At 60.1% G+C, this 20,669-nt stretch carries 20 protein-coding genes; 11 read left to right on the plus strand and 9 right to left on the minus strand.

What is annotated here, in order from left to right:
- Window positions 1-4 precede the first annotated feature (4 nt).
- From EV561_RS24255 to EV561_RS24295, 9 genes are all read left to right on the plus strand, one after another.
- A complete protein-coding gene (locus EV561_RS24255) occupies window positions 5-1,117 on the plus strand; it encodes a mandelate racemase/muconate lactonizing enzyme family protein (RefSeq protein ID WP_132525262.1) in 1,113 nt (370 codons plus the stop codon).
- A gap of 16 nt (window positions 1,118-1,133) precedes the next feature.
- Entirely contained in the window at window positions 1,134-1,463 is a 330-nt protein-coding gene (locus tag EV561_RS24260; RefSeq protein WP_132525264.1) for an L-rhamnose mutarotase, read from the plus strand.
- A 180-nt stretch (window positions 1,464-1,643) separates the two neighbouring features.
- Window positions 1,644-2,717 carry a Gfo/Idh/MocA family oxidoreductase gene (locus EV561_RS24265; protein WP_132525266.1) on the plus strand — a complete coding sequence of 358 codons (1,074 nt, stop codon included), beginning with the start codon at window positions 1,644-1,646 and terminating at the stop codon, window positions 2,715-2,717.
- 4 nt (window positions 2,718-2,721) lie between these two features.
- The gene (locus EV561_RS24270; protein ID WP_132525268.1) at window positions 2,722-3,183 is read left to right on the plus strand and encodes a MaoC/PaaZ C-terminal domain-containing protein; all 462 of its coding nucleotides are present in this window, start codon (window positions 2,722-2,724) and stop codon (window positions 3,181-3,183) included.
- 7 nt (window positions 3,184-3,190) lie between these two features.
- Complete coding sequence (locus EV561_RS24275; protein WP_132525270.1) at window positions 3,191-4,330, plus strand: extracellular solute-binding protein; 1,140 nt, start codon at window positions 3,191-3,193, stop codon at window positions 4,328-4,330.
- Between the two features lie 17 nt (window positions 4,331-4,347).
- A complete protein-coding gene (locus EV561_RS24280) occupies window positions 4,348-5,079 on the plus strand; it encodes an SDR family oxidoreductase (RefSeq protein ID WP_132525272.1) in 732 nt (243 codons plus the stop codon).
- 133 nt (window positions 5,080-5,212) lie between these two features.
- Window positions 5,213-5,890, plus strand: a complete 678-nt coding sequence (locus EV561_RS24285) for a DUF1345 domain-containing protein (protein WP_132525274.1) — start codon at window positions 5,213-5,215, stop codon at window positions 5,888-5,890.
- Between the two features lie 72 nt (window positions 5,891-5,962).
- A complete protein-coding gene (locus tag EV561_RS24290; protein ID WP_132525276.1) occupies window positions 5,963-6,592 on the plus strand; it encodes a glutathione S-transferase in 630 nt (209 codons plus the stop codon).
- A gap of 153 nt (window positions 6,593-6,745) precedes the next feature.
- Window positions 6,746-7,915 (plus strand): GAF domain-containing sensor histidine kinase, encoded by a 1,170-nt coding sequence (locus EV561_RS24295; protein ID WP_245512880.1) that lies wholly within the window; start codon window positions 6,746-6,748, stop codon window positions 7,913-7,915.
- 28 nt (window positions 7,916-7,943) lie between these two features.
- On the opposite strand, the gene EV561_RS24300 is transcribed toward EV561_RS24295, so the two are convergent.
- The 7 genes from EV561_RS24300 to EV561_RS24330 all read right to left on the minus strand — a co-directional run bounded on the left by EV561_RS24300 (window position 7,944) and on the right by EV561_RS24330 (window position 14,849).
- The gene (locus EV561_RS24300; RefSeq protein ID WP_132525278.1) at window positions 7,944-8,117 is read right to left on the minus strand and encodes a DUF1328 domain-containing protein; all 174 of its coding nucleotides are present in this window, start codon (window positions 8,115-8,117) and stop codon (window positions 7,944-7,946) included.
- A gap of 132 nt (window positions 8,118-8,249) precedes the next feature.
- Complete coding sequence (locus tag EV561_RS24305) at window positions 8,250-9,677, minus strand: gamma-aminobutyraldehyde dehydrogenase (RefSeq protein WP_132525280.1); 1,428 nt, start codon at window positions 9,675-9,677, stop codon at window positions 8,250-8,252.
- 14 nt (window positions 9,678-9,691) lie between these two features.
- A complete protein-coding gene (locus EV561_RS24310; RefSeq protein WP_132525282.1) occupies window positions 9,692-10,507 on the minus strand; it encodes an ABC transporter permease in 816 nt (271 codons plus the stop codon).
- Window positions 10,497-11,471: an ABC transporter permease gene (locus EV561_RS24315; RefSeq protein WP_132525284.1), complete on the minus strand. Its 975-nt coding sequence runs from the start codon at window positions 11,469-11,471 to the stop codon at window positions 10,497-10,499. The genes EV561_RS24310 and EV561_RS24315 overlap by 11 nt, the downstream gene beginning before the upstream one ends.
- Window positions 11,468-12,457: an ABC transporter ATP-binding protein gene (locus tag EV561_RS24320; RefSeq protein ID WP_132525338.1), complete on the minus strand. Its 990-nt coding sequence runs from the start codon at window positions 12,455-12,457 to the stop codon at window positions 11,468-11,470. Before EV561_RS24320 ends, EV561_RS24315 begins: the two co-directional genes overlap by 4 nt.
- Before the next feature lie 205 nt (window positions 12,458-12,662).
- Window positions 12,663-13,823, minus strand: coding sequence for an ABC transporter substrate-binding protein (locus EV561_RS24325; protein ID WP_132525286.1), 1,161 nt, complete (start codon window positions 13,821-13,823; stop codon window positions 12,663-12,665).
- A 117-nt stretch (window positions 13,824-13,940) separates the two neighbouring features.
- Window positions 13,941-14,849 carry a LysR substrate-binding domain-containing protein gene (locus tag EV561_RS24330; RefSeq protein ID WP_132525288.1) on the minus strand — a complete coding sequence of 303 codons (909 nt, stop codon included), beginning with the start codon at window positions 14,847-14,849 and terminating at the stop codon, window positions 13,941-13,943.
- A 332-nt stretch (window positions 14,850-15,181) separates the two neighbouring features.
- On the opposite strand from EV561_RS24330, the gene EV561_RS24335 reads away from it, so the two are divergent.
- Complete coding sequence (locus EV561_RS24335; RefSeq protein ID WP_132525290.1) at window positions 15,182-16,063, plus strand: hypothetical protein; 882 nt, start codon at window positions 15,182-15,184, stop codon at window positions 16,061-16,063.
- Window positions 16,064-16,279: 216 nt separating this feature from the next.
- The gene (locus EV561_RS24340; RefSeq protein WP_132525292.1) at window positions 16,280-17,338 is read left to right on the plus strand and encodes a hypothetical protein; all 1,059 of its coding nucleotides are present in this window, start codon (window positions 16,280-16,282) and stop codon (window positions 17,336-17,338) included.
- 176 nt (window positions 17,339-17,514) lie between these two features.
- On the opposite strand, the gene lysS is transcribed toward EV561_RS24340, so the two are convergent.
- A complete protein-coding gene (gene lysS / locus EV561_RS24345) occupies window positions 17,515-19,008 on the minus strand; it encodes a lysine--tRNA ligase (RefSeq protein WP_132525294.1) in 1,494 nt (497 codons plus the stop codon).
- Window positions 19,009-19,197: 189 nt separating this feature from the next.
- On the minus strand, window positions 19,198-20,655 hold the full coding sequence (gltX, locus tag EV561_RS24350) for a glutamate--tRNA ligase (protein WP_132525296.1): 1,458 nt from the start codon (window positions 20,653-20,655) through the stop codon (window positions 19,198-19,200).
- Between the last annotated feature and the right edge of the window lie 14 nt (window positions 20,656-20,669).

The raw sequence follows: 20,669 nt of genomic DNA on the forward strand, positions 1-20,669 counted from the left end.
TGATATGGCCCGGATCGAAAAAATCGAATTGCGCATGGTCGACCTGCCGCCGAAGGTGAAGCGGACGGACGCCATCCAGAGCTTCGTCTCCCAGGAAACGCCGATCGTGACCATCACCGACAGCGACGGTGCCGTCGGTGTCGGCTACAGCTATACGATCGGCACCGGCGGCTCCTCCGTCATGCGACTGCTCTCCGACCATCTCGTGCCGCTTCTGATCGGCGAGGATGCTGATTGCATCGAGGCGTTGTGGCACAAGATGGAATTTGCCACCCACGCCACAACGATCGGCGCGATCACGGCCTTGGCGCTTGCCGCGGTCGATACCGCGCTCTGGGATCTGCGCGCGAAGAAGCAGAAGCTGCCGCTCTGGAAGCTTGCCGGCGGTGCCAAGGAAAGCTGCCCGCTCTACACGACCGAGGGCGGCTGGCTGCACATTGCCAAGGAAGCGCTCGTCGAGGATGCGCTCGCCGCCAAGGCCAAGGGCTTTACTGGCTCGAAGGTCAAGATCGGCAAGCCGCACGGCGCCGAGGATTATGACCGCCTGTCTGCCGTTCGAAAGGCGCTCGGCGACAATTTCGAGATCATGACCGACTGCAACCAGGGCTTCACCGTCGACGAGGCGATCCGCCGCGCCGCGCGCCTTCGCGAGCTTGATCTCGCCTGGATCGAGGAGCCGCTGCCGGCCGATGATCTCGACGGTCATATCCGGCTGACGCGTTCGACGCCGACGCCGATCGCGGTCGGCGAATCCATGTATTCAATCCGCCATTTCCGCGAATATATGCAGAAGGGTGCCTGCTCGATCGTTCAGGTCGATGTCGCCCGCATCGGCGGTATCACGCCCTGGCTGAAGGTGGCGCATGCGGCCGAGGCCTTCGACATTCCCGTTTGCCCGCACTTCCTGATGGAGCTGCATGTCAGCCTTGTCTGCGCGGTTCCGAACGGCAAATATGTCGAATACATCCCGCAACTCGACGACCTGACCACCAAGGGCATGGAGATCCGCGACGGCCGTGCCATCGCTCCATCAGAGCCCGGCATCGGCATCGAATGGGATTGGGAGGCGGTCAAGGCGCGCTCGATCGGCGAGTTCACGACCGAACATCACGGATAAAGAGGAGGGGACGGCCATGCAGCGTATGGGAATGGTGATCGGCCTGGAGGCCTCGAAGATTGCCGAATACAAGGCATTGCATGCCGCCGTCTGGCCAGAAATCCTGGCGCTGATCTCCGAGTGCAACATCACCAACTATTCCATCTTCCTGAAGGAGCCGGAAAACCTGCTCTTCGGCTACTGGGAATATGTCGGCACCGACTTCGAGGCTGATATGGCGAAGATGGCGGCCAGCCCGAAGAACCAGGAATGGTGGTCGGTCTGCATGCCCTGCCAGAAGCCGTTCGAGACGCGGAAAGACGGCGAATGGTGGGCAATGATGGAAGAGGTGTTTCATCATGGGTGAGATCTTTACCTCCCCCTTGAGGGGGGAGGTCGCGCGGAACGCGCGGGTGGGGGGGATCGCCACACGCGCCGAGCTTGCCGCAGTCACCCCACCCCGGACCTTCGGTCCGACCCTCCCCCTCAAGGGGAAGGTAGGTTACCCCTTCTCCCCGCTGGGAGAAGGGACTCGCGGAGATCTCCCATGACCTTTGACCCAACCACGCTCCGCCAATGGTGGCCGAAACCCTCCAGCCCCAAGCCCATCGTCATCTTCGGCGCTGGCAGCATCGTCGGCGATGCGCATTTGCCGGCTTACAGGAAGGGTGGTTTCCCGGTCGCCGGCATTTTCGATCCGAATGCGGACAAGGCCAATGCTCTGGCGGACCAATGGGGCATCAGGGCCTTTGCCTCCGAGGAGGAGGCGCTGGGGGCTGATGGCGTGATCTTCGATCTTGCCACGCCGCCAGCCGCTCATGCCGCGATCCTGTCGAGGCTGCCGCGCGGGTCCTTCGCGCTGATCCAGAAGCCGATGGGAAGCGATCTTAATCAGGCGAGCGAAATCCTGAAAGTCTGCCGCGAGCGCGATATCAAGGCGGCGGTGAATTTCCAACTGCGCTTCGCGCCGATGATGCTGGCGCTCTATGATGCGGTCGAGAAGGGGCTGCTCGGCGATGTCGTCGATTTCGACGCCTGGCTGGCACTGGCGACGCCGTGGGGCCTTTGGCCGTTCCTGAAGGGCTTGCCGCGCATCGAGATCGCCATGCACTCGATCCACTATCTCGATTTCATCCGCGGCCTGCTCGGCAATCCGCAAGGCGTGCACGCCAAGACGATCGGCCATCCGAACCACGATGTGGCGCAAACGCGCACCGCCGCCATCCTCGACTATGGCGACAAGGTGCGCTGCGTTCTCTCGGTCAACCACGATCATGATTTCGGCCGCAAGTTCCAGGCCTGTGAGTTCCGGATATCGGGAACGAAGGGTGCGGCTTACATAAAGCTCGGCGTCAATCTCGACTATCCCAAGGGCGAGCCGGACGAGCTCTGGATCCGGGCCGCCGGCGAGACCGAGTGGGCGGAGGTCAAGCTCGAAGGCGCCTGGTTCCCGGATGCCTTCGTCAACCGCATGGCCAACCTGCAGCGCTTTGCATCGGGCGAGGACGAGACGCTGGTCGGCTCCGTCGAGGATGCCTGGCAGACCATGGCGCTGGTCGAGGCCGCCTATCAATCGAGTGCGACGCCGGCAACGCCGATCGCCGCCCTTCCAAAGGCCTGAGGACATGGCAGAACAGACCATCTATTTCGAAGACTACGAGCTGAATTCCGAACGCATCACCACGGGGCGAACGATCACCGAGACGGACTTCGTGGTCCATGCCGGCCATACCGGCGATTTCTTCCCGCATCACATGGATGCCGAATTCGCCAAGACGCTACCCGGCGGGCAGCGTATCGCGCATGGCACGATGATCTTTGCGATCGGCGTGGGACTGACAGCCTCGCTGATCAATCCGGTCGCCTTTTCCTATGGCTATGACCGGCTGCGCTTCATCCGGCCGGTCCATATCGGCGACACGATCCGCACGCGGGTGACGATTTCTGCCAAGGAAGACGATCCGAAGCGGCCGTCGCAGGGCCGCGTCGTGGAGCGCTGCGAAGTGTTGAACCAGCGCAACGAAGTCGTGCTGGCCGCTGACCATATCCTGCTTGTCGAGCGCAAATCGCCTACCACGGAAGTTTGAGAGAAGATTGATGACGAAACTCAAAGGAATGACCTGGTCGCATCCGCGCGGCTATGATCCGATGGTCGCCTGCTCCAAGGCCTGGCTGGAACAGACCGGCGTCGAAATCACATGGGAGAAGCGCTCGCTGCAGGATTTCGAGTCCTTCCCGGTCGAGGAGCTGGCGGCAGCCTATGACCTGATCGTCATCGACCATCCGCATGTCGGCCAGATCACCCGCGAGGATTGCCTGCTGCCGCTCGACGACGGCAAGCATGACGCGGAACTCGCGGCGATTGCGGCGAGCACGGTCGGGCGTTCCTATCCGAGCTACAATTGGCAGGGGCGCCAATGGGCCTTACCGATCGATGCTGCTACGCAAGTGCAGGCTTACCGGCCGGACCGGCTGGAAGGCCCTGTCACGGATCTGCGCGAGATCGCGACGCTGGTCGAAAAGGGCAGGGTCATCCTGCCGATGCGTCCGCCGCATTCGCTGATGACCTTCTATACGCTGGCTGCTCACTTGGGCTTCCCCTGCAAGGTCGAGGGGCCGGGACTGATCGCTGAGGCCGATGGCGAGATCGTGCTCGACTGGATGGCGCGTCTGGTCAAGGGCATGGACAAGTCCTGCTACGAGATGGATCCGATCGCCGTGCTTGATCTGATGTCGGAGCCGGATTGCCCCTACGATGTCGCCCCCTTCATCTACGGTTATGTTAGCTATTCCTTCGAGAAATTCCGCCCGGTGCGCATTGCCTTTGCCGATATCCCTGTCATCGGCGGGCGTCCGGCCAACGGTTCGGCGCTTGGGGGCACCGGCATTGCGGTATCGGCAAAGACGCAGTCGCCCGAGGAGGCGAAAGCCTTTGCACGCTGGATTGCCAGCGGTCCAGTTCAAGCCGGCATTTACGCCGCCGCCAATGGGCAGCCGGGTCATTCCGATGCCTGGGTGAGCGAGGCGGTGAATGCCCGGACGCTCAATTTCTATCGCAATACGCGCGCCACGCTGGAGGGTGCTTTCGTTCGGCCGCGGCATGACGGCTACATGACATTCCAGCAGGACGCATCAGACGTTCTGACCCATGGACTGCGTGACGGCGAACGTCATAGTGTCATGCTGGAAAAGCTGAACACGCTCTTTGCGCAATCATTTCAGACCGGAATCTGACAGAAAGGACCGAGACAATGGGACACGGACTTGAGGGCAAGACCGTATTGATTACCGCGGCAGGCCAGGGCATTGGCCGCGCGAGCGCCGAGCGCTTCATCTCGATGGGTGCCCGCGTGATCGCGACCGATATCAACGAGAAGACGCTCTCGACGCTTGAAGGCGCCGAAACGCATGTTCTCGACGTATTGGACGGCGGGGCGGTCAAGGCCTTTGCCGGGAAGATCGGCGCTATCGACGTGCTCTTCAATTGCGCTGGTTTCGTCCATGCGGGCACGATCCTCGATTGCGAAGAGAAGGACTGGGACTTCTCCTTCAATCTCAACGCCAAGGCGCAGTATATGACCTGCCGGACCTTCCTGCCGGGCATGCTGGAAAAGGGCAAGGGCTCGATTGTCAACATGGCGTCGGTAGCCTCAAGCGTGAAGGGCGTGCCGAACCGCTTTGCCTATTGCGCCTCCAAGGCTGCCGTGATCGGGCTCACCAAGTCGATCGCTGCCGATTTCGTTACCAAGGGTATCCGCGCCAATGCCATCTGCCCCGGCACCGTCGACAGCCCCTCGCTGCACGACCGCCTGCGCGCCACGGGCGATTATGACAAGGCGCTGAAGGATTTCATCGCGCGCCAGCCCATGGGCCGCATCGCGACCGCCGAGGAAATCGCCGCGCTGGTCACCTATCTGGCCGGCGACGAGGCGGGGTTCACCACCGGGCAGATCCACGTCATCGATGGCGGTTGGACCGGCTGAGGTCGTTCCCGATCACAACAGCAGAGACCCCGCCTCGGCGGGGTCTTTTCGTTTCGGCGATTGCCTTGTCCCGGCCAATGCAAAAGTTATATCAATGCGTTGTCGAGGGGCGAAAACGGAGCGGAATATTTTCATGTCGCAAGACAATCAGCGGCAGGTGCGGTCTCCCGCCATGGCCCTCTTTCACAAGCATTTCGCTGTCGCGATAGCCGTCATCGCCAGTATCGTGGTCTTTGTCCTCCTGACATCCGGCCGCTTCAATGCCGGCAATTTCCTGGCGAGCTGGAACGTCGGTGCGGCGGTCTATATCGTGCTTACCTGGTACCGGATGCTGACGGCCGATGTGCGTCGGATCCGCCGGCGCTCCGCCGATCTCGATTTTTCGGATTCGCTCGTTCTCGCGCTTTCCATTCTCGCGGCACTTGCGAGCATTGCCGGCATCGCACTGGAATTGACCGGCGTGAAGGATGCAGCCCCCGGTGCCGCCGCAGCTCAGGCTGGGGTCGCCTTCCTGACCATCCTGATCTCCTGGGTTTTCCTGCACACGCTGTTTACGACCCACTACGCGCATCGCTTTTACGCCGATCCGGGAGCCAAGCCGGCCATCATCTTTCCAGAGCACATAGACGAGCCCATCTATTGGGATTTTCTCTATTTCTCCTTCATCATCGGCGTTGCGGCACAGACCGCTGACGTCGCAATCGCCACTATGCCGATGCGGCGGCTGGCGCTGTTGCATTCGGTACTGTCGTTCCTCTTCAACACGACGATCCTCGCGCTCGCGATCAATGTCGGGGCAAGCTTGTTGTAGCGGTGACATGTTTGCCGCTGCTTTATCTCCCCTCTTTGGATAGAAGCGAGAGCAGCGAGCAGAGGTGAGTGCATGTCGGTCCTTCGTATCCTTGGAAAAGCATCTTCGATCAACGTGCGTAAAGTCCTGTGGACCTGCGACGAGATCGGCATTCGCTATGAGCGCGAGGATTGGGGCATCGGATTCGCATCGACGAAGACGCCGGAATTTCTTGCCAAGAACGCGCGCGGTCTCGTTCCCGTTATCGAGAACGAAGACGGCATCCTGTGGGAATCCAACACGATCTGCCGATACCTTGCCGGCAAATACGGCCGGACCGATCTTCTGCCGACCGATCCCTGGAGCCGCGCCCTGGTGGAGCGGTGGATGGACTGGCAGGCGACTGAGCTCAATACCTCCTGGCGATACGCCTTTCTCGCCCTTGCACGCCGAATTCAGGGCTACGATGACCCGGCGTTGATCGCCGCGAGTGCCGGGGACTGGAATGCGAATATGATCATCCTCGATCGGCATCTCTCGTCCGCAGGCCCCTACGCCGCGGGAGAGGCTTTCACGCTGGCGGACATCGTCATCGGCCTTTCGGTCAATCGCTGGCTGCAGACGCCGATCGAGCGGCCGGATTTGTCGGCAGTCAGTGCCTATCTCGATCGTCTCCGCGAGCGGCCGACCTACATCGGGCACGGTACAAACGACGTCGCTTGAGATAGCTGCTGGCCAGCCACGGTCTCCCGCAAAGTACAAAGTCGCCGGTTATTTCCATTTCATGGCTCCGCACTATGTCAATCGGGATGTATTCCGATCGGGAATGCGTCGTCCGAGTGGGAGTCACTCGATCGAACTGTGGAACGCCAGCATTTGAACGATGATCCTCTTGTCTCCGTCGACGCGGTGTCGCGCATCGATGCCGTTCCCACGATTCTGGAAGTCGTATGTCGGACCACAGGTATGGGTTTTGCCGCAGTTGCCCGCGTTACCGAGGATCGGTGGATCGCCTGCGGCGTTCGCGATGAGATCGCTTTCGGACTGGCACCCGGCGGCGAACTGAAGATCGAGACCACGATATGCAACGAGATCCGGCAGCATCGCGAGGCCGTTATCATCGATAACGTCGCTGAAGACCCGATCTATGCCCACCATCACACGCCGGCGATCTACTGTCTGCAAAGCTATATCTCCATGCCGATTACCCTGCCGGACGGATCCTTTTTCGGGACCCTCTGCGCAATCGACCGCGTTCCACGAAAGCTGAACACCGTGGAAATCGTGGGCATGTTCAAGCTTTTCGCCGATCTTATCGCCTTTCATCTGGATGCGAACCAGCGGCTGCTGACCAGTGAGAGTGATCTGAAGATCGAACGGCGCGAAGCGGACATCCGCGAACAGTTTATCGCCGTTCTTGGCCATGACCTTAGGAATCCACTGGCTTCCATCGATGCAGGCGTGAAAATGATGCGGCGAACGCCGCTCGAGGAGAAGGCGATCTCGATCCTCGATCTGATGCAAAGCAGCGTTCAGAGGATGTCCGTCTTGATCGACGATGTGCTGGATTTTGCCCGCGGACGCCTCGGCAGCGGATTGGCGATCGAAAAGGCCGGTCAGGTAGAACTCAGGCCGATGCTCGAACAGGTGGTTGCAGAAATTCGCTCGGCACATCCCGATCGCAAAATAGAGAGTGACCTTGCGGACGTCACGATTCACTGCGATCCCGGCCGCGTTGGCCAGTTGCTTTCGAACCTTCTTGTGAATGCCGTGACACACGGGACACCGGACGGCGCCATCCGGGTTCAATCCGTCATGTCAGGGGACGTCTACGAGCTTTCAGTTTCCAATCAGGGGACTTCCATCCCAGAGGACATTCGAGCCCATCTCTTCAAGCCCTTTTTCCGCGCTTCTGCCCAGCAGAGCCGACAAGGTTTGGGATTGGGCCTATATATCGCCTCGGAAATTGCACGGGCACATGGCGGGTCGCTTGAGCTGACTTCCTCGGAAGAGGAGACCCGCTTCGTTTTCCGGCTTCAGCCTTGAACGTAGCAGGTCTTTTGTTTGCCATCACTTACAAGACGGCATTACCCGCCATGAGCGCCAATACGAGGAAAATCAGGAAGATAATGAGCGCGATGCCGAAGAGCACGCGGGCGATCGTGGCCGTTGCCGCCGAAATGCCGGAGAAGCCGAAGAAGCCGGCGACGATCGAAATGACGAAGAATATAAGAGCCCATTTGAGCATGGCAATTTCCTCTAATGTGTGATGTCATGTAGACGCACAAAAGAGGAAATTGTTCCATCATCGCATGGCGTTAGCGCGATGGCTGGCTGCCGGCCGGCCGCAAACGCGACGCGGCCGGCGGTGGCCCCCACCTTAACTGTGATTGATCATGACGTGGCGGACGGCGGTGTAGTCTTCCAGCGCATAGACCGACATGTCCTTGCCGTAGCCCGATTGCTTCAGGCCGCCATGCGGCATTTCGTTGACCAGCATGAAATGGGTGTTGATCCAGGTACAGCCGTATTGAAGGCGAGCGGCCGTCTGCATGCCGCGGCTGATGTCCTTGGTCCAGACCGACGAGGCAAGGCCATAGTCGCTGTCATTCGCCCAGGTGACGGCATCCTCGACATCGGTGAAGCGAGTGACGGAGACCACGGGTCCGAAGACCTCGCGGCGGACGATCTCGTCATCCTGTGTGGCGCCCGCGATTACGGTCGGGGCGTAGAAGAAGCCTCTGTCGCCGGAGACCTTGCCGCCTGTCGTGATTTCCATATGCTTGTGCTCGCTGGCACGCGTGACGAAGCTTTCGACGCGGTCGCGCTGGCGCTTGGAGATCAGCGGGCCGATTTCATTTTCCGTGTCGTCAGCGAGGTTGAATTTTATCGAGGAGACCGCCGAGGTGAGATCGGCGACGAATCTGTCGTAGACCTTGGCATCCGCATAGATGCGGCAGGCGGCGGTGCAGTCCTGGCCGGCATTATAATAGCCGAAGGTGCGGATGCCCGAGACAACCGCGTCGATATCGGCATCGTCGAAGACGATGACGGGCGCCTTGCCGCCGAGTTCGAGATGGGTGCGCTTCACTGTCTTTGCGGCTGCCTGCAGCACCTTCTTGCCGGTCGCGACGTCACCGGTGATCGAAATCATCGAAATCTTCGGATGGTTGATCAGCGCGTTGCCGACGCTTTCACCGCGGCCAAGAATGACGTTGACGACACCCTCGGGAAGAATATCCGCCAGCAGCTTCGCCATCTTCAACGCCGTAAGGGGCGTCTGTTCCGAAGGCTTGAAGACGACGGTGTTGCCGCCGGCGATGGCGGGCGCCAGCTTCCAGGCCATCATCATCAGCGGATAGTTCCAGGGCGCGATGGAGCCGACGATGCCGATCGGATCGCGGCGGATCATCGAGGTGTGGCCGGGCAGGTATTCGCCTGCGACCGGGCCATGGAGGTTGCGCACCGCGCCGGCAAAAAACCGGTAGCAATCGACGATGGCGGGGATCTCGTCATTGAGCACGGCGTTGATCGGCTTGCCGCAATTCAGCGCCTCCAGCGCCGCAAATCCCTCCGCATCCTTCTCGATCGCATCGGCGATCCGGAGCAGATAGGTCGAGCGCTGGCCAGGCGTCGTCTGCGCCCAGCTCTTGAAGGCCTTTTCCGCAGCGTCGACGGCGGCTTCGATCTGGCCGAGCGATGCCTCGGGCAGGTTCACAACAGTCTCGCCTGTCTTCGGGTTGAGGATGTGTTCCTCCGTCTCGGTGCCAGCTTCGAAACGCGAGCCAATCAGCATTGCGGTATCCATGATGTTCTCCTCGTTTATTTGCCGCCGCCGGCGATCTGGTCGCCGTCGCGGGTGAGATAGTAGGCTGCCAGGATCGGCAGGAAGGTGACCAGTACCACGACCATGGCGACGACATTGGTGACCGGGCGCTGGCGCGGGCGGATCAGCTCTTCCAGCATCCAGATCGGCAGCGTCATCTGCTGGCCGCCGGTGAAAGTGGTGACGATGACTTCGTCGAAGGACAGCGCGAAGGCGAGCATACCGCCGGCAAGCAGAGCCGTGCCGATATTCGGCAGGATGATATGGCGGAAGGTCTGGAAGCCGTCGGCGCCGAGGTCCATCGAGGCCTCGATCAGCGAACCCGACGTCCGGCGGAAGCGGGCGACGGCATTGTTGTAGACAACCACGACGCAGAAGGTGGCGTGGCCGAGCACGATCGTCCAGACCGAGAAGGGGATATCGAGCAGGCTGAAGGCGGACCTGAGCGCGATGCCGGTGATGATGCCGGGCAGCGCGATCGGCAGGATGACTAGCAGCGATATGCCCTCGCGGCCGAAGAACTTCGTCTGGCTGACGGCGGCGGCGCAGAGCGTGCCGAGCACCAGCGCGATCGCGGTCGCGATGACGGCGACCTGTACGGAAAGCGCGAGCGCCTGCCATACATCAGGCCGGTTCCAGGCAATGCCGAACCATTGCAGAGTGAAGCCCGGTGGCGGCCACTGGTAGCTCTTTTCCTCCGTCGTGAAGGCATAGACGAAGATCAGGAGGATCGGCAGGTGCAGGAAGGCAAGGCCGCCGGCAGCGCCGAGCCTCAGCAGAAGCGGTGATCTTTGGCTACGGTCAGAGCGCATCGAAAGCTCCCTGTTTCTTGGCGATCCAGAGATAGATGGCCATGATGACGATCGGGACGACCGAGAAGGCGGCGGCGAGCGGCACGTTTCCGGCCGTGCCCTGTTGGGCATAGACCGCCTGGCCGATGAAGAGACGGGACGAGCCGATGATTTGCGGAATGATGTAGTCGCCGAGCGTCAGCGAGAAGGTGAAGATCGAACCGGCGACGATGCCCGGCAGCGCGAGCGGCAGAAGCACGGTGCGGAAGGTCTGGCGCGGCGTGGCACCGAGATCGGACGAGGCTTCCAGCAGGTTTCCCGGTACCCGCTCCAGTGCCGCCTGCGTCGGCAGGATCATGTAGGGCAGCCAGATATAGACGAAGACAAGGAAGGTTCCGATATAGCTGACAGACAGCGAGTTGCCGCCGATGACGGGCAGGGCCAGCACGCCGTCGAGCAGCCAGCTGAGTTGCAGGCGCTCGAAGAGCCAGGTGAGGATACCTTCCTTGGCTAGGATCAGTTTCCAAGCATAGACCTTGACGAGATAGCTCGACCAGAGCGGCAGCATGACGCCGAGATAGAACAGCGCCTTCCATTTCCCCTGGGCATAGCGGGCGGCATAATAAGCGATGGGGAAGGCGACGAAGGCGGAGGCGATCGTCACCAGCGCCGCCATGATAATCGTGCGGACGATGATGTCGAAATTGGCCGACACCAGTAGCTGGGCATAGGTCGAGAGCGTGAACTCGTAGTTCACCATCCCCGAAAAATCGTCGATCGAGAAGAAGCTCTGCAGCAAGAGCGCGATCAGCGAGCCGATATAGATGATGCCGAGCCAGAGCAGCGGCGGCGTCAGCATAAGGAACAAGAGCAGTTTCGGACGCCGCCAGAAAAGATCCGAGAGCCGGCCGAAGAAACCGCCTCGGCCTGGCAGGATCGAGGTCGCCGGCGCGGCGGCGATAGACGTGGCGGTCACGGCATTCATGCTGCGTCGTCCATATAGTGGATATCGGCCGGCTGCCAGGCGAGGCGGACGGATGCGCCGGTCTCTGGAACTGGCTGGCTCGCCGGCATCGTCACATGCAGCTTTGCGCCTTGCGTTTCGACGGAAAGCCGGGTGGCTGCGCCGAGGAAGCTCGCACTGGCAACCGTCGCCGCGACGCCTTCGCCCGATGCCAGCCGGATGGCTTCGGGGCGCAGGCTTGCCCAGCGTCGTTCACCGCCGAGCGCAAGCATGGTTTCCGGGGCAATGATATTGGACGAGCCGACGAAATCGGCGACGAAACGGGTTTTCGGCCGCTGGTAGATATCCTGCGGCGTGCCCTGCTGGACGATGCCGCCATTGTTGAAGACGGCGACGCGATCGGCCATGGAGAGCGCCTCGCCCTGGTCGTGGGTGACGAAGACGAAGGTAATGCCCAGCGCCCGCTGCAAGCTTTTGAGCTCCTCCTGCATCTGTTCGCGCAGCTTGAGGTCGAGCGCGCCGAGCGGTTCGTCGAGCAGCAGCACCTTTGGCTTATTGACGAGGGCGCGGGCGAGCGCCACGCGCTGACGCTGGCCGCCGGAGAGCTGGCCGGGCTTGCGGGCGCCGTAGCCCGGAAGTTTGACGAGCTCGAGCGCCTGCTCAGCGGCGCGGTTGCGTTCCTCCTTCGCCACGCCCTTGACCATCAGCCCATAGGCGACATTGTCGAGGATGTTCAGATGCGGGAAGAGCGCATAGTCCTGGAAGACGGTGTTGACGTTGCGCCGATAGGGCGGCACGCCCTCGGCAGTCTCGCCGAAGATCTCAATATGGCCCGAGGTCGGCTGTTCGAAGCCGGCGATGAGCCTAAGGCAGGTGGTCTTGCCGGAGCCGGAGGGGCCAAGCATCGCGAAGAATTCGCCCGGCGCGACATCGAGATCGACACCGTCGACGGCACGCACCTGGCTGAAGTGACGGGAGACCTTCTGGAAACGGACGGCTGATGTCATGGGTTTGGGCTCCGATTTCACGTATTGGGGGCAGTGCGGGCGTTGGACCCCGCCCCAAACCCCTCCCCACAAGGGGGAGGGGCTTAACTTGCCGCGCGCTCCCGCCAATCATTCAGAGTTCGAGCTTGGGCGAGATGGGCGCCATCTGTAGCCCCTCCCCCTTGTGGGGAGGGGTTGGGGAGGGGACTTGCCCCACATTCAGGTGTCATCGTCCCCCGATGACGCCGATATAGTCCGACACCCAGCGATGATAGGGCACGCATTCGCTCTGCGTTGCGCACTTGGCAACCGGCGTCTTCCAGAACTTGATCTTGTCGAAATGATCGAGGCCGTTATTGGTGCAGCCAGTATCGCCCATCAGCGCATTGCCCTTGCAGGCGGCCGGGACGGAGGGGACGGCGCCGAACCAGGCGGCGGCGTCGCCCTGGACCTTGGCCTGCAGCGAATGTTCCATCCACATATAGGCGCAGTTCGGATGCTCGCTGTCGACATGCAGCATTGTCGTGTCGGCCCAGCCGGTTACGCCTTCCTCGGGGAATGTGGATGCGATTTTCTGCTTGTCGCCCTGCAGCAGGTTGACCTGGAAAGGCCAGGAGCCTGAGGCAACCACGCCTTCGTTCTTGAAGTCGTCCGTCTGGATCATGGCGTCGTGCCAGTAGCGGGAGACGAGCTTGCGCTGGCCGCGCAGCAGGTCAAGGGCCGCCTTGTACTGGTCTTCGTTCAGCTCGTATGGGTCCTTGATGCCAAGTTCGGGCTTGTGGGTCATCAGGTAGAGAGCGGCGTCGGCAATGTAGATCGGGCCATCATAGGCCTGGACGCGGCCCTTGTTGGATTTTCCGTCGGGCAATGTCTGCTCTTCGAAGACGACGTTCCAGCTGGTCGGCGCCTTATCCTTGAAGGCATCGGTATTGTACATCAGCACGTTCGGTCCCCAGAGATAGGGAACGCCATAGTGAACGCCGTTTACCGTGTACCAGGGTCCGTTCTGCAGGCGCGGGTCGACGTTCTTGAAGCTCGGGATCAGATCGGTGTTGATCGGCTGGACGCGCTTGCCGGCAACGAGGCGCAGCGACGCGTCGCCCGACGCGGTGACGAGGTCGAAGCCGCCCTCGTTCATCAACGACACCATCTCGTCGGAGGTGGCGGCGGTTTTCACCGAGACCTTGCAGCCCGTTTCCTTTTCGAAGTCGGTCACCCAGTCGTAGTTCTTGTCGCTCTCGCCGCGCTCGATATAGCCGGCCCAGGCCACGATGCTGACCGCGCCTTCACCCTTTCCGAGCGTCTTCAGCGGCTCGGCGGCGATGACCTGTGTGGCAAAGCTCACTGCCGCAAGCGCAGCAGTGCATGATCTCAGCAAATGCTTCATCGGAGTCTCCCGGTTTTCGAGCCACTTTGTGGCGTTTTGTTCCCGGGAAAAGGGTGGCTTGATTTCGCCGCATTCGCAAACTGATTTATCAGAACGCCGATATCGGAAATTCCGATATCATCTTTGCCGCCCTGATCGCATGCTCTCGGCGATGCCGATGAAATCCCGCGCCGCCTGCGGCAGGCTGGAGCCCTTGCGCCAGACGATGCCGACCTGGACGACGGGCAGGGAGCCGGAGACGTCGCGGCTCTCGATGCGGTCGCCTTCCAGCGACCAGGGGCGATAGACAAGGTCGGGGAGCAACGCCACGCCGGCGCCGGTCGCCACCAGGCTGCGGACTGCCTCGACGGAGCGCGTGCGGAAGGCGACATGGGGGCGGGCTCCGAGCGCTGAAAGCAGCTTGCCGGTATTCTCCTCGATCTCGTCGATCGTCAGCATGATCAGCGGCTCGCGGGTGATATCGGCGACGGAGATGATATCGGCCGAGACAAGCGGATGGCCCATCGGCAGCCAGAGGCGATAGGGCGAGGTTTCGAGGATCTCGGCCTGCAGCGCCATGCGATCGCGCAGGTTGGAGATGACCATGACGGCAACATCCAGCTCGCCGCCGACGAGCAGATGTTCCAGATAGCCGCCATTGTCCTCGATGGCGCTGACCTCGACCTCCGGGCAGGCGCGCCGATAGCGCGCCAGCATATCCGAAAGCACATAGCCTGCGACCAGCGAGGTGACGCCGATGTTCAGCGTTCCGCCCGGCTCGCTGCGCTGGCCGGAAAAGCTCGTTCGCGCATCCGAGACTGTCGCGAGGATCTTCGTCGCGTGGCGCAGGAACTGATGGCCGTTATGGGTGATGGACAGACCGCGGGGATGGCGGTCGAAAAGATCGACGCCAAGGTCCGTTTCCAGCTCCTTCAGGGCTTCGGTAACAGAGGATTGCGAGATCGACAGGTTCTGCGCAGCCCGGGTGACCGAGCCCTGCTCGGCCACGGCCACGAAATACTGAAGCTGTCTTAAGGTGAATGCCATGGCGTGTTAAATCATGCGATTATCGGAACAGGCAAGCATCGCTCAAAGCGCCCGTGTGGATGCCGCGAGTCCCCATCGTTGAAAGCAAAGATAAAAACACATCTTTTGATTGTGTTTCAGCAATATTTTTCACACGCGTCAATATGAATGTGCGTCGCTTTTGATCGCGAAGTTATTGGTTTTCATAGCTGAAAGTGACCTGACTTTTTTTGGTAACTAAGGCGTGAGTCGGTTTTAGCATGGTGCCTCCTTAAGTATTCCGAAACGTCATTTCTTTAGCCTCGCACCGATAATCGTATGGCATTGGGGTGCTTTATGGCGGAGCAGTTGGCGTGAAGGCCTTACTGCGAATTTTCCGGCCCTCCCGGAAACTAGTCATTATTATCGGCGGCGCCGCTCTGTTGATGGGTGGTTCCGGCGCCCTTGCCGTTTATCTTGGTGCTGAGAAATATATCGGTCTGTCGGCACCATCCGCTGATGGCCTGACTTGCACCGACGTCAACCTGGTTACGATCCGCAAGCAAAATCATCTGTGGGTCCGCAAATATATCACCACGGCGCCGACGGATGGACTTACCCGCGTCAAGACGGCGTTGCGGGTTGCGAAATTCATTTATGACCAGCAGAAGCCCGATCTCGTTCAGGTCGTGGTGCTGGACAAGAATGGTCCGACGTTGCGTTCCGATATCCGCGGTCGCGCCCTGGGCGCCGATGTCATCTATGTGCCCGACCCTGCAAAAGTCGGCGACGGGAGCGTGACGGTGCCTTATACCGCACGCTATTATAATGGCGGCGCCAGCGACGAGGGGCTGTTTTACGGCGAGCACGTCGACATGATGCCGAAGGATATCGACGGCGTCGTTGCATCACTCAAGGATACCAGCGACTGCCTCGATCCCGTTGCCGCGGAAGCGTCGAAGGATGGCGGCAAGGGGGAGAAGGGCAAGAAGGACAAGGGCCACGCGACCGAGAAGGCCGAGGCCAAGCCCGAAAAGGCGCCCGAACCCGACAAGCCGCCGGAGCAGCATCCGGCACCTGAGCAAAGTCATGTAAAGCCCGCTGAAGAAAGCACCGGTTTCATCGGTGCCAGCGCCGAGCCAAACCCGGCCCTGCAGCAGAACATTTCAGCGCAGACCGAGGAGGAGGCATCCCGCGTCGGCACCGATCCGCAGACAACGGGCGCCAGCCAGCGGCGTTCGCCGGTGACGAACTAAAGCATCTCATGCAGAGAAAGCGTAATTGCGCAGCACATGCCACCAGCCAAATGCATCAACAGGGAGCTTGTAACAGTTATGTCGACAGGCCGCACTCGGCGCTTTACTGCTCTTGGTGTGTCGTCAAAATAGCAAGTAGTATGGGCTTTTGACGTCGACTGGCGGAATGGGGTAGCCACACCTAAGCACGGACATTGAGCCGAAGTGGGGAAACAATTGCCGAAAGAGCTTTTTGATATTTTTGACGGTCATCCATTTGACGGCGATCATTGCTTTCTTTGCGGCACGGTACTCACCGCCTCCAATCGCACTGTCGAGCACGTGTTTCCGAGATGGCTGCAAGACGCATTCGATTTGAGAGATCGCACGATCCATCTTTTGAATGGCACACTTATTCCCTACCGAAATCTGGTGATTCCGTGCTGTAAGCAATGCAATGGCATTCACCTGTCACAGCTTGAGAATCGCGTGAAGAATATACTCCTTGACGAGGAGAAGTCACTAAACGAAATCTCCGACCAAGATATGAATGCTTGGCTGTCCAAGATATATATTGGAATTTTGTGGAAAGAACTGGAGCTTAGCTTCGATCGACGCAACCCTGACGCCGGGCGAATTTTGCCTCCAACCGTCATGTCTAATTTTCGGATGGTGCACTTCTTCATGCAGTCATGTCGAAAATCTATGACTTTTCACAGTCCGCATACGAATTTTCCAAACTCACTTCTTAGAGTAGAGTGTAGGTTTGACGGGGCATACGGAAGGTTTGATTATCTCGACAACACTGATGCTCATTCAGTTGCGATTAGGATGGGTAAAAAAGGTATAGTCGGGTTATTTGACGGCGGCCTTCACGATATGATTTTCCCAGATTTTGCGAAGCATCAGTTTAATGAAAAGCCACTACATCCGGCCCAATTTCAGGAAATTTTCGCCAAACTTACATATAAAAGCATGCTATCTGTAAGAGTTCCATATTTTGGCTTCCTGCACGACGAGAGAGACGACAACTATACTGTGGTTCTTCTAGCATTCGACGACGAAAATATGTCAGCCAACGCGATCGTCATCGGCGCGGACGACGGTCCAATAACAATGGTCCCAGTTGTTCCCGATAGCGCATTGGACGGGCCGGCATACAGCGACTGGTCTCAAGAGAACTACGCGCGTGTTTTGTCGATGTATACCGGAGCCCCATTCGACTTGTTGTTTCGCCCGCCTGATATGGTTGCTACTACTCTCCACGACGAGGAAGGCAATTTCGTCGAAGTCTAGGCGGCGCTCGACGAGCTCGACAAAGATTAATTGGAGCTGTGCATTTCACCCTACCTCGATTCTTGAGGCGACGCCATGGAGCGCATGCGTCTGGCCGCAACCTGCCCCCTCGTAGAATGCCGCAAAAAAGCCGGCGCACCTTTCGGAGGCCGGCTTGATATTGGATCGCTCTTTCCTCAATCCGCCTTGTTGCGGCGGGCCGGGAAGAGGATGATGTCGCGGATAGACGGGGCGTTGGTCAGAAGCATGATCAGGCGGTCGACGCCGATGCCGAGGCCGCCGGCGGGCGGCATGCCCTGGTCGATGGCGTCGAGGAATTCATCATCGAGCTGCTTGGCAAGCTCGCCCCGGGCATGGGCCTGCTCCAGCTGCTCGACCATGCGCTTGCGCTGTTCTTCGGGGTCGTTAAGTTCCGAGAAGGCGTTGCCGAGTTCCCAGGCATTGCAATAGGTCTCGAAGCGCTCGACGAGGCGCGGCTCGCCCGGGACTTCCTTGGCGAAGGGCGAGATGTCCTTCGGGAAATGCGTGACGTGGCTCGGCTGGATCAGCGTGCCCTCGACCTTCTCCTCGAAGATGAAGGCGAGACATTCGCCCCAGGTCCAGTCCTTCTCGACTTCGAAGCCGGCAGCCTTGGCGGCGGTGCGCGCTTCTTCGTCCGTCTTCATCGCCAGGAAGTCGATGCCTGTCACTTCCTTGACGGCGTCGGGCATCGGTACGCGCTTGAACGGACCCTTGAAGGAGATTTCCTTGTCGCCGAAAGTGAATTCGGTCTTGCCGTGGATCGACAGCGCCAGCGTCTCGAACATGCGCTCGACGAGGTCCATGATGTCCTCGTAGTCGGCATAGGCCCAGTAGCACTCCATCATAGTGAACTCGGGGTTATGCCTGGTGGAGACGCCTTCGTTGCGGAAGTTGCGGTTGATCTCGAAGACCTTATCGGTAAGGCCCGAAACCAGCGTGCGCTTCAGGAACAGTTCCGGCGCGATGCGCAGATACATGTCGAGCTTCAGCGTGTTGTGATGCGTCTTGAAGGGTTCTGCCGTCGCGCCGCCATAGACGGAGTGCAGCATCGGCGTTTCGACTTCCATGAAGCCGTCGTTTTCCATGAAGCGGCGGATGCCTGAGACGATCTTCGAGCGCTGCTGGAAGCGGAGCTTCGAGTCCTCATTGGTCATGATGTCGAGGTGGCGCTTGCGATAGCGCAGTTCGATATCAGACAGGCCATGCCACTTTTCCGGCATCGGCAGCAGCGACTTGGTCAGCATGGTGATTTCGCGGGCGTTGATCGACAGCTCGCCGCGCTTGGTGCGGCGCACCGTGCCGGTCACGCCAATGATGTCGCCGATGTCGATCATGGCGAGCATGTTGCGCGCTTCTTCCGGGGTCACGTCCTTGTGGGAGAAGATCTGGATCTTGCCGCCGGCATCATGGATGTCCATGAACATGCCGGAATTGCGCGAGGAATAGACACGACCGGCGACGGTGACGACATCCTGCGTTTCCGTATCCGGCTCCAGGTTTTCATACTTGGCCGCCAGCTCGCCGTTGGTGATGGTGCGGTGAAAATGTGCGGGGTAGACATCGCCGATCTGCTCGCGCAGCAATTTCAGCTTTTGCGCGCGGACTTCCGTTGCGTCGGAGGAGAGGGTGGTTTCGGTCTTTTCGTTCATCTCATTTGCCTCATCGATGCGGCATGAATTCTAAATCTACGGTTCAGTGCTCGAAGCGCAGCTGCTGGCTCGGCGCTAACCCTCCCCTTGTGGGGAGGGTCGGAGCGAAGCGGAGGGGAGGGGTTTGCTTTGAAAGAAGACCCTCCCCAACCCCTCCCCACAAGGGGGAGGGGCTTTTCCGCTCGCGTTTTACTTTCCGCTTCCAACCATCGACGCCACCGTCTGCGCTGCTAGCTTCAGCCGCTGACGCACGACGGAGCGGCCGAGGATCGCCATGGAGTCAAACAACGGCAGCGAACGTGACGAGCCGGACACGGCAACGAAGAGCGGCGCGACGATGACCTTCAGCTTCTTGCCCATGCGGTCTGCAATGGCGCGCAGCTCGGCTTCGATCGTCTCGACGTTCCATTCGAGGATCTTTTCGAGATCCGGCTGGACGGTATTGAGGATTTCCAGCAGTTCTTCCGGCGTCGACTTGATCTTGGCGAAGGAGGCGGGATCGAGGTTCAGGTCCGACTTGAACAGGAAGCCGGTGAGATCGGGCAGTTCGCCGAGCTTGGAAATGCGCGACTGCGACAGCGCGAGGCCGGCCTTCAGGCGGTCGTTCTCCATCGCCCAGGTCAGCACGCGATGCTGGAACTCTTCTTCCGACATCTTTTCGCGGATCCAGCGGCCGTTCAGCCAGTCGAGCTTCTGGATGTCGAAGATCGCGCCGGCCTTGGACAGGTTTTCCGGATCGAACTTTTCGGAGAGCTCATCCATGCTGAGAAGCTCTTCGCCTTCAGCGATCTGGATAAAGAACAGGCCGAGGAAGTTCATCAGCGCTTCGGGGATATAGCCGAGCGCCGTGTAATAGGAGATCGAGGTCGGGTTCTTGCGCTTCGACAGCTTCGACTTGTCGGCATTCCTCATCAGCGAGAGGTGCATGAAGACAGGCTGCTCCCAGCCGAAATAGCGATAGAGCAGGATATGCTTCGGCACCGAGGCCAGCCATTCCTCGCCGCGTGCGACGTGGGTGATCTTCATCAGATGGTCGTCGATGACGTTGGCCATATGATAGGTCGGCATGCCGTCGCCCTTGATCAGCACCTGCATGTCGACCGAGTCCCACGGGATCGAGACATCGCCGTAGACGCCGTCGGTGAAGTCGCAGGAGCCCTCGGTCGGGATCTTCATGCGGATGACGGAGCTTTCGCCCGCCGCCATCTTGGATGTGACTTCCTCGGCGGTGAGGCTCAGGCAAAGCCCGTCATATTTCGGCGGCTTGCCCGCGGCTCGCTGGGCCTCGCGCATCTGTTCCAGCCGCGCCGGCGTGCAGAAGCAACGGAAGGCATGACCCTTGTCCAGCAGTTCCTGGCCGTAGGGCGTATACATGTCCTTGCGGTCGGACTGGCGATAGGGGCCGTAGGGGCCGCCGATATCGGGACCTTCCTTCCATTCCAGGCCACACCATTTCAGCGCATCCAGAACCTTGGTCTCGAATTCAGGGGTCGAGCGGGTGGCATCGGTGTCTTCGATGCGCAGGATGAACTCGCCGCCGTGCTTCTTGGCGAAAAGATAGTTGAACAGCGCGATATAGGCCGTGCCGACATGCGGCTCGCCGGTCGGGGAGGGTGCGATGCGGACGCGAACGCCTGATGTGGTCATCTCTGTTTGCCCGT

The organism is Rhizobium sp. BK376 (assembly GCF_004341625.1).
Classification (GTDB): domain Bacteria; phylum Pseudomonadota; class Alphaproteobacteria; order Rhizobiales; family Rhizobiaceae; genus Rhizobium.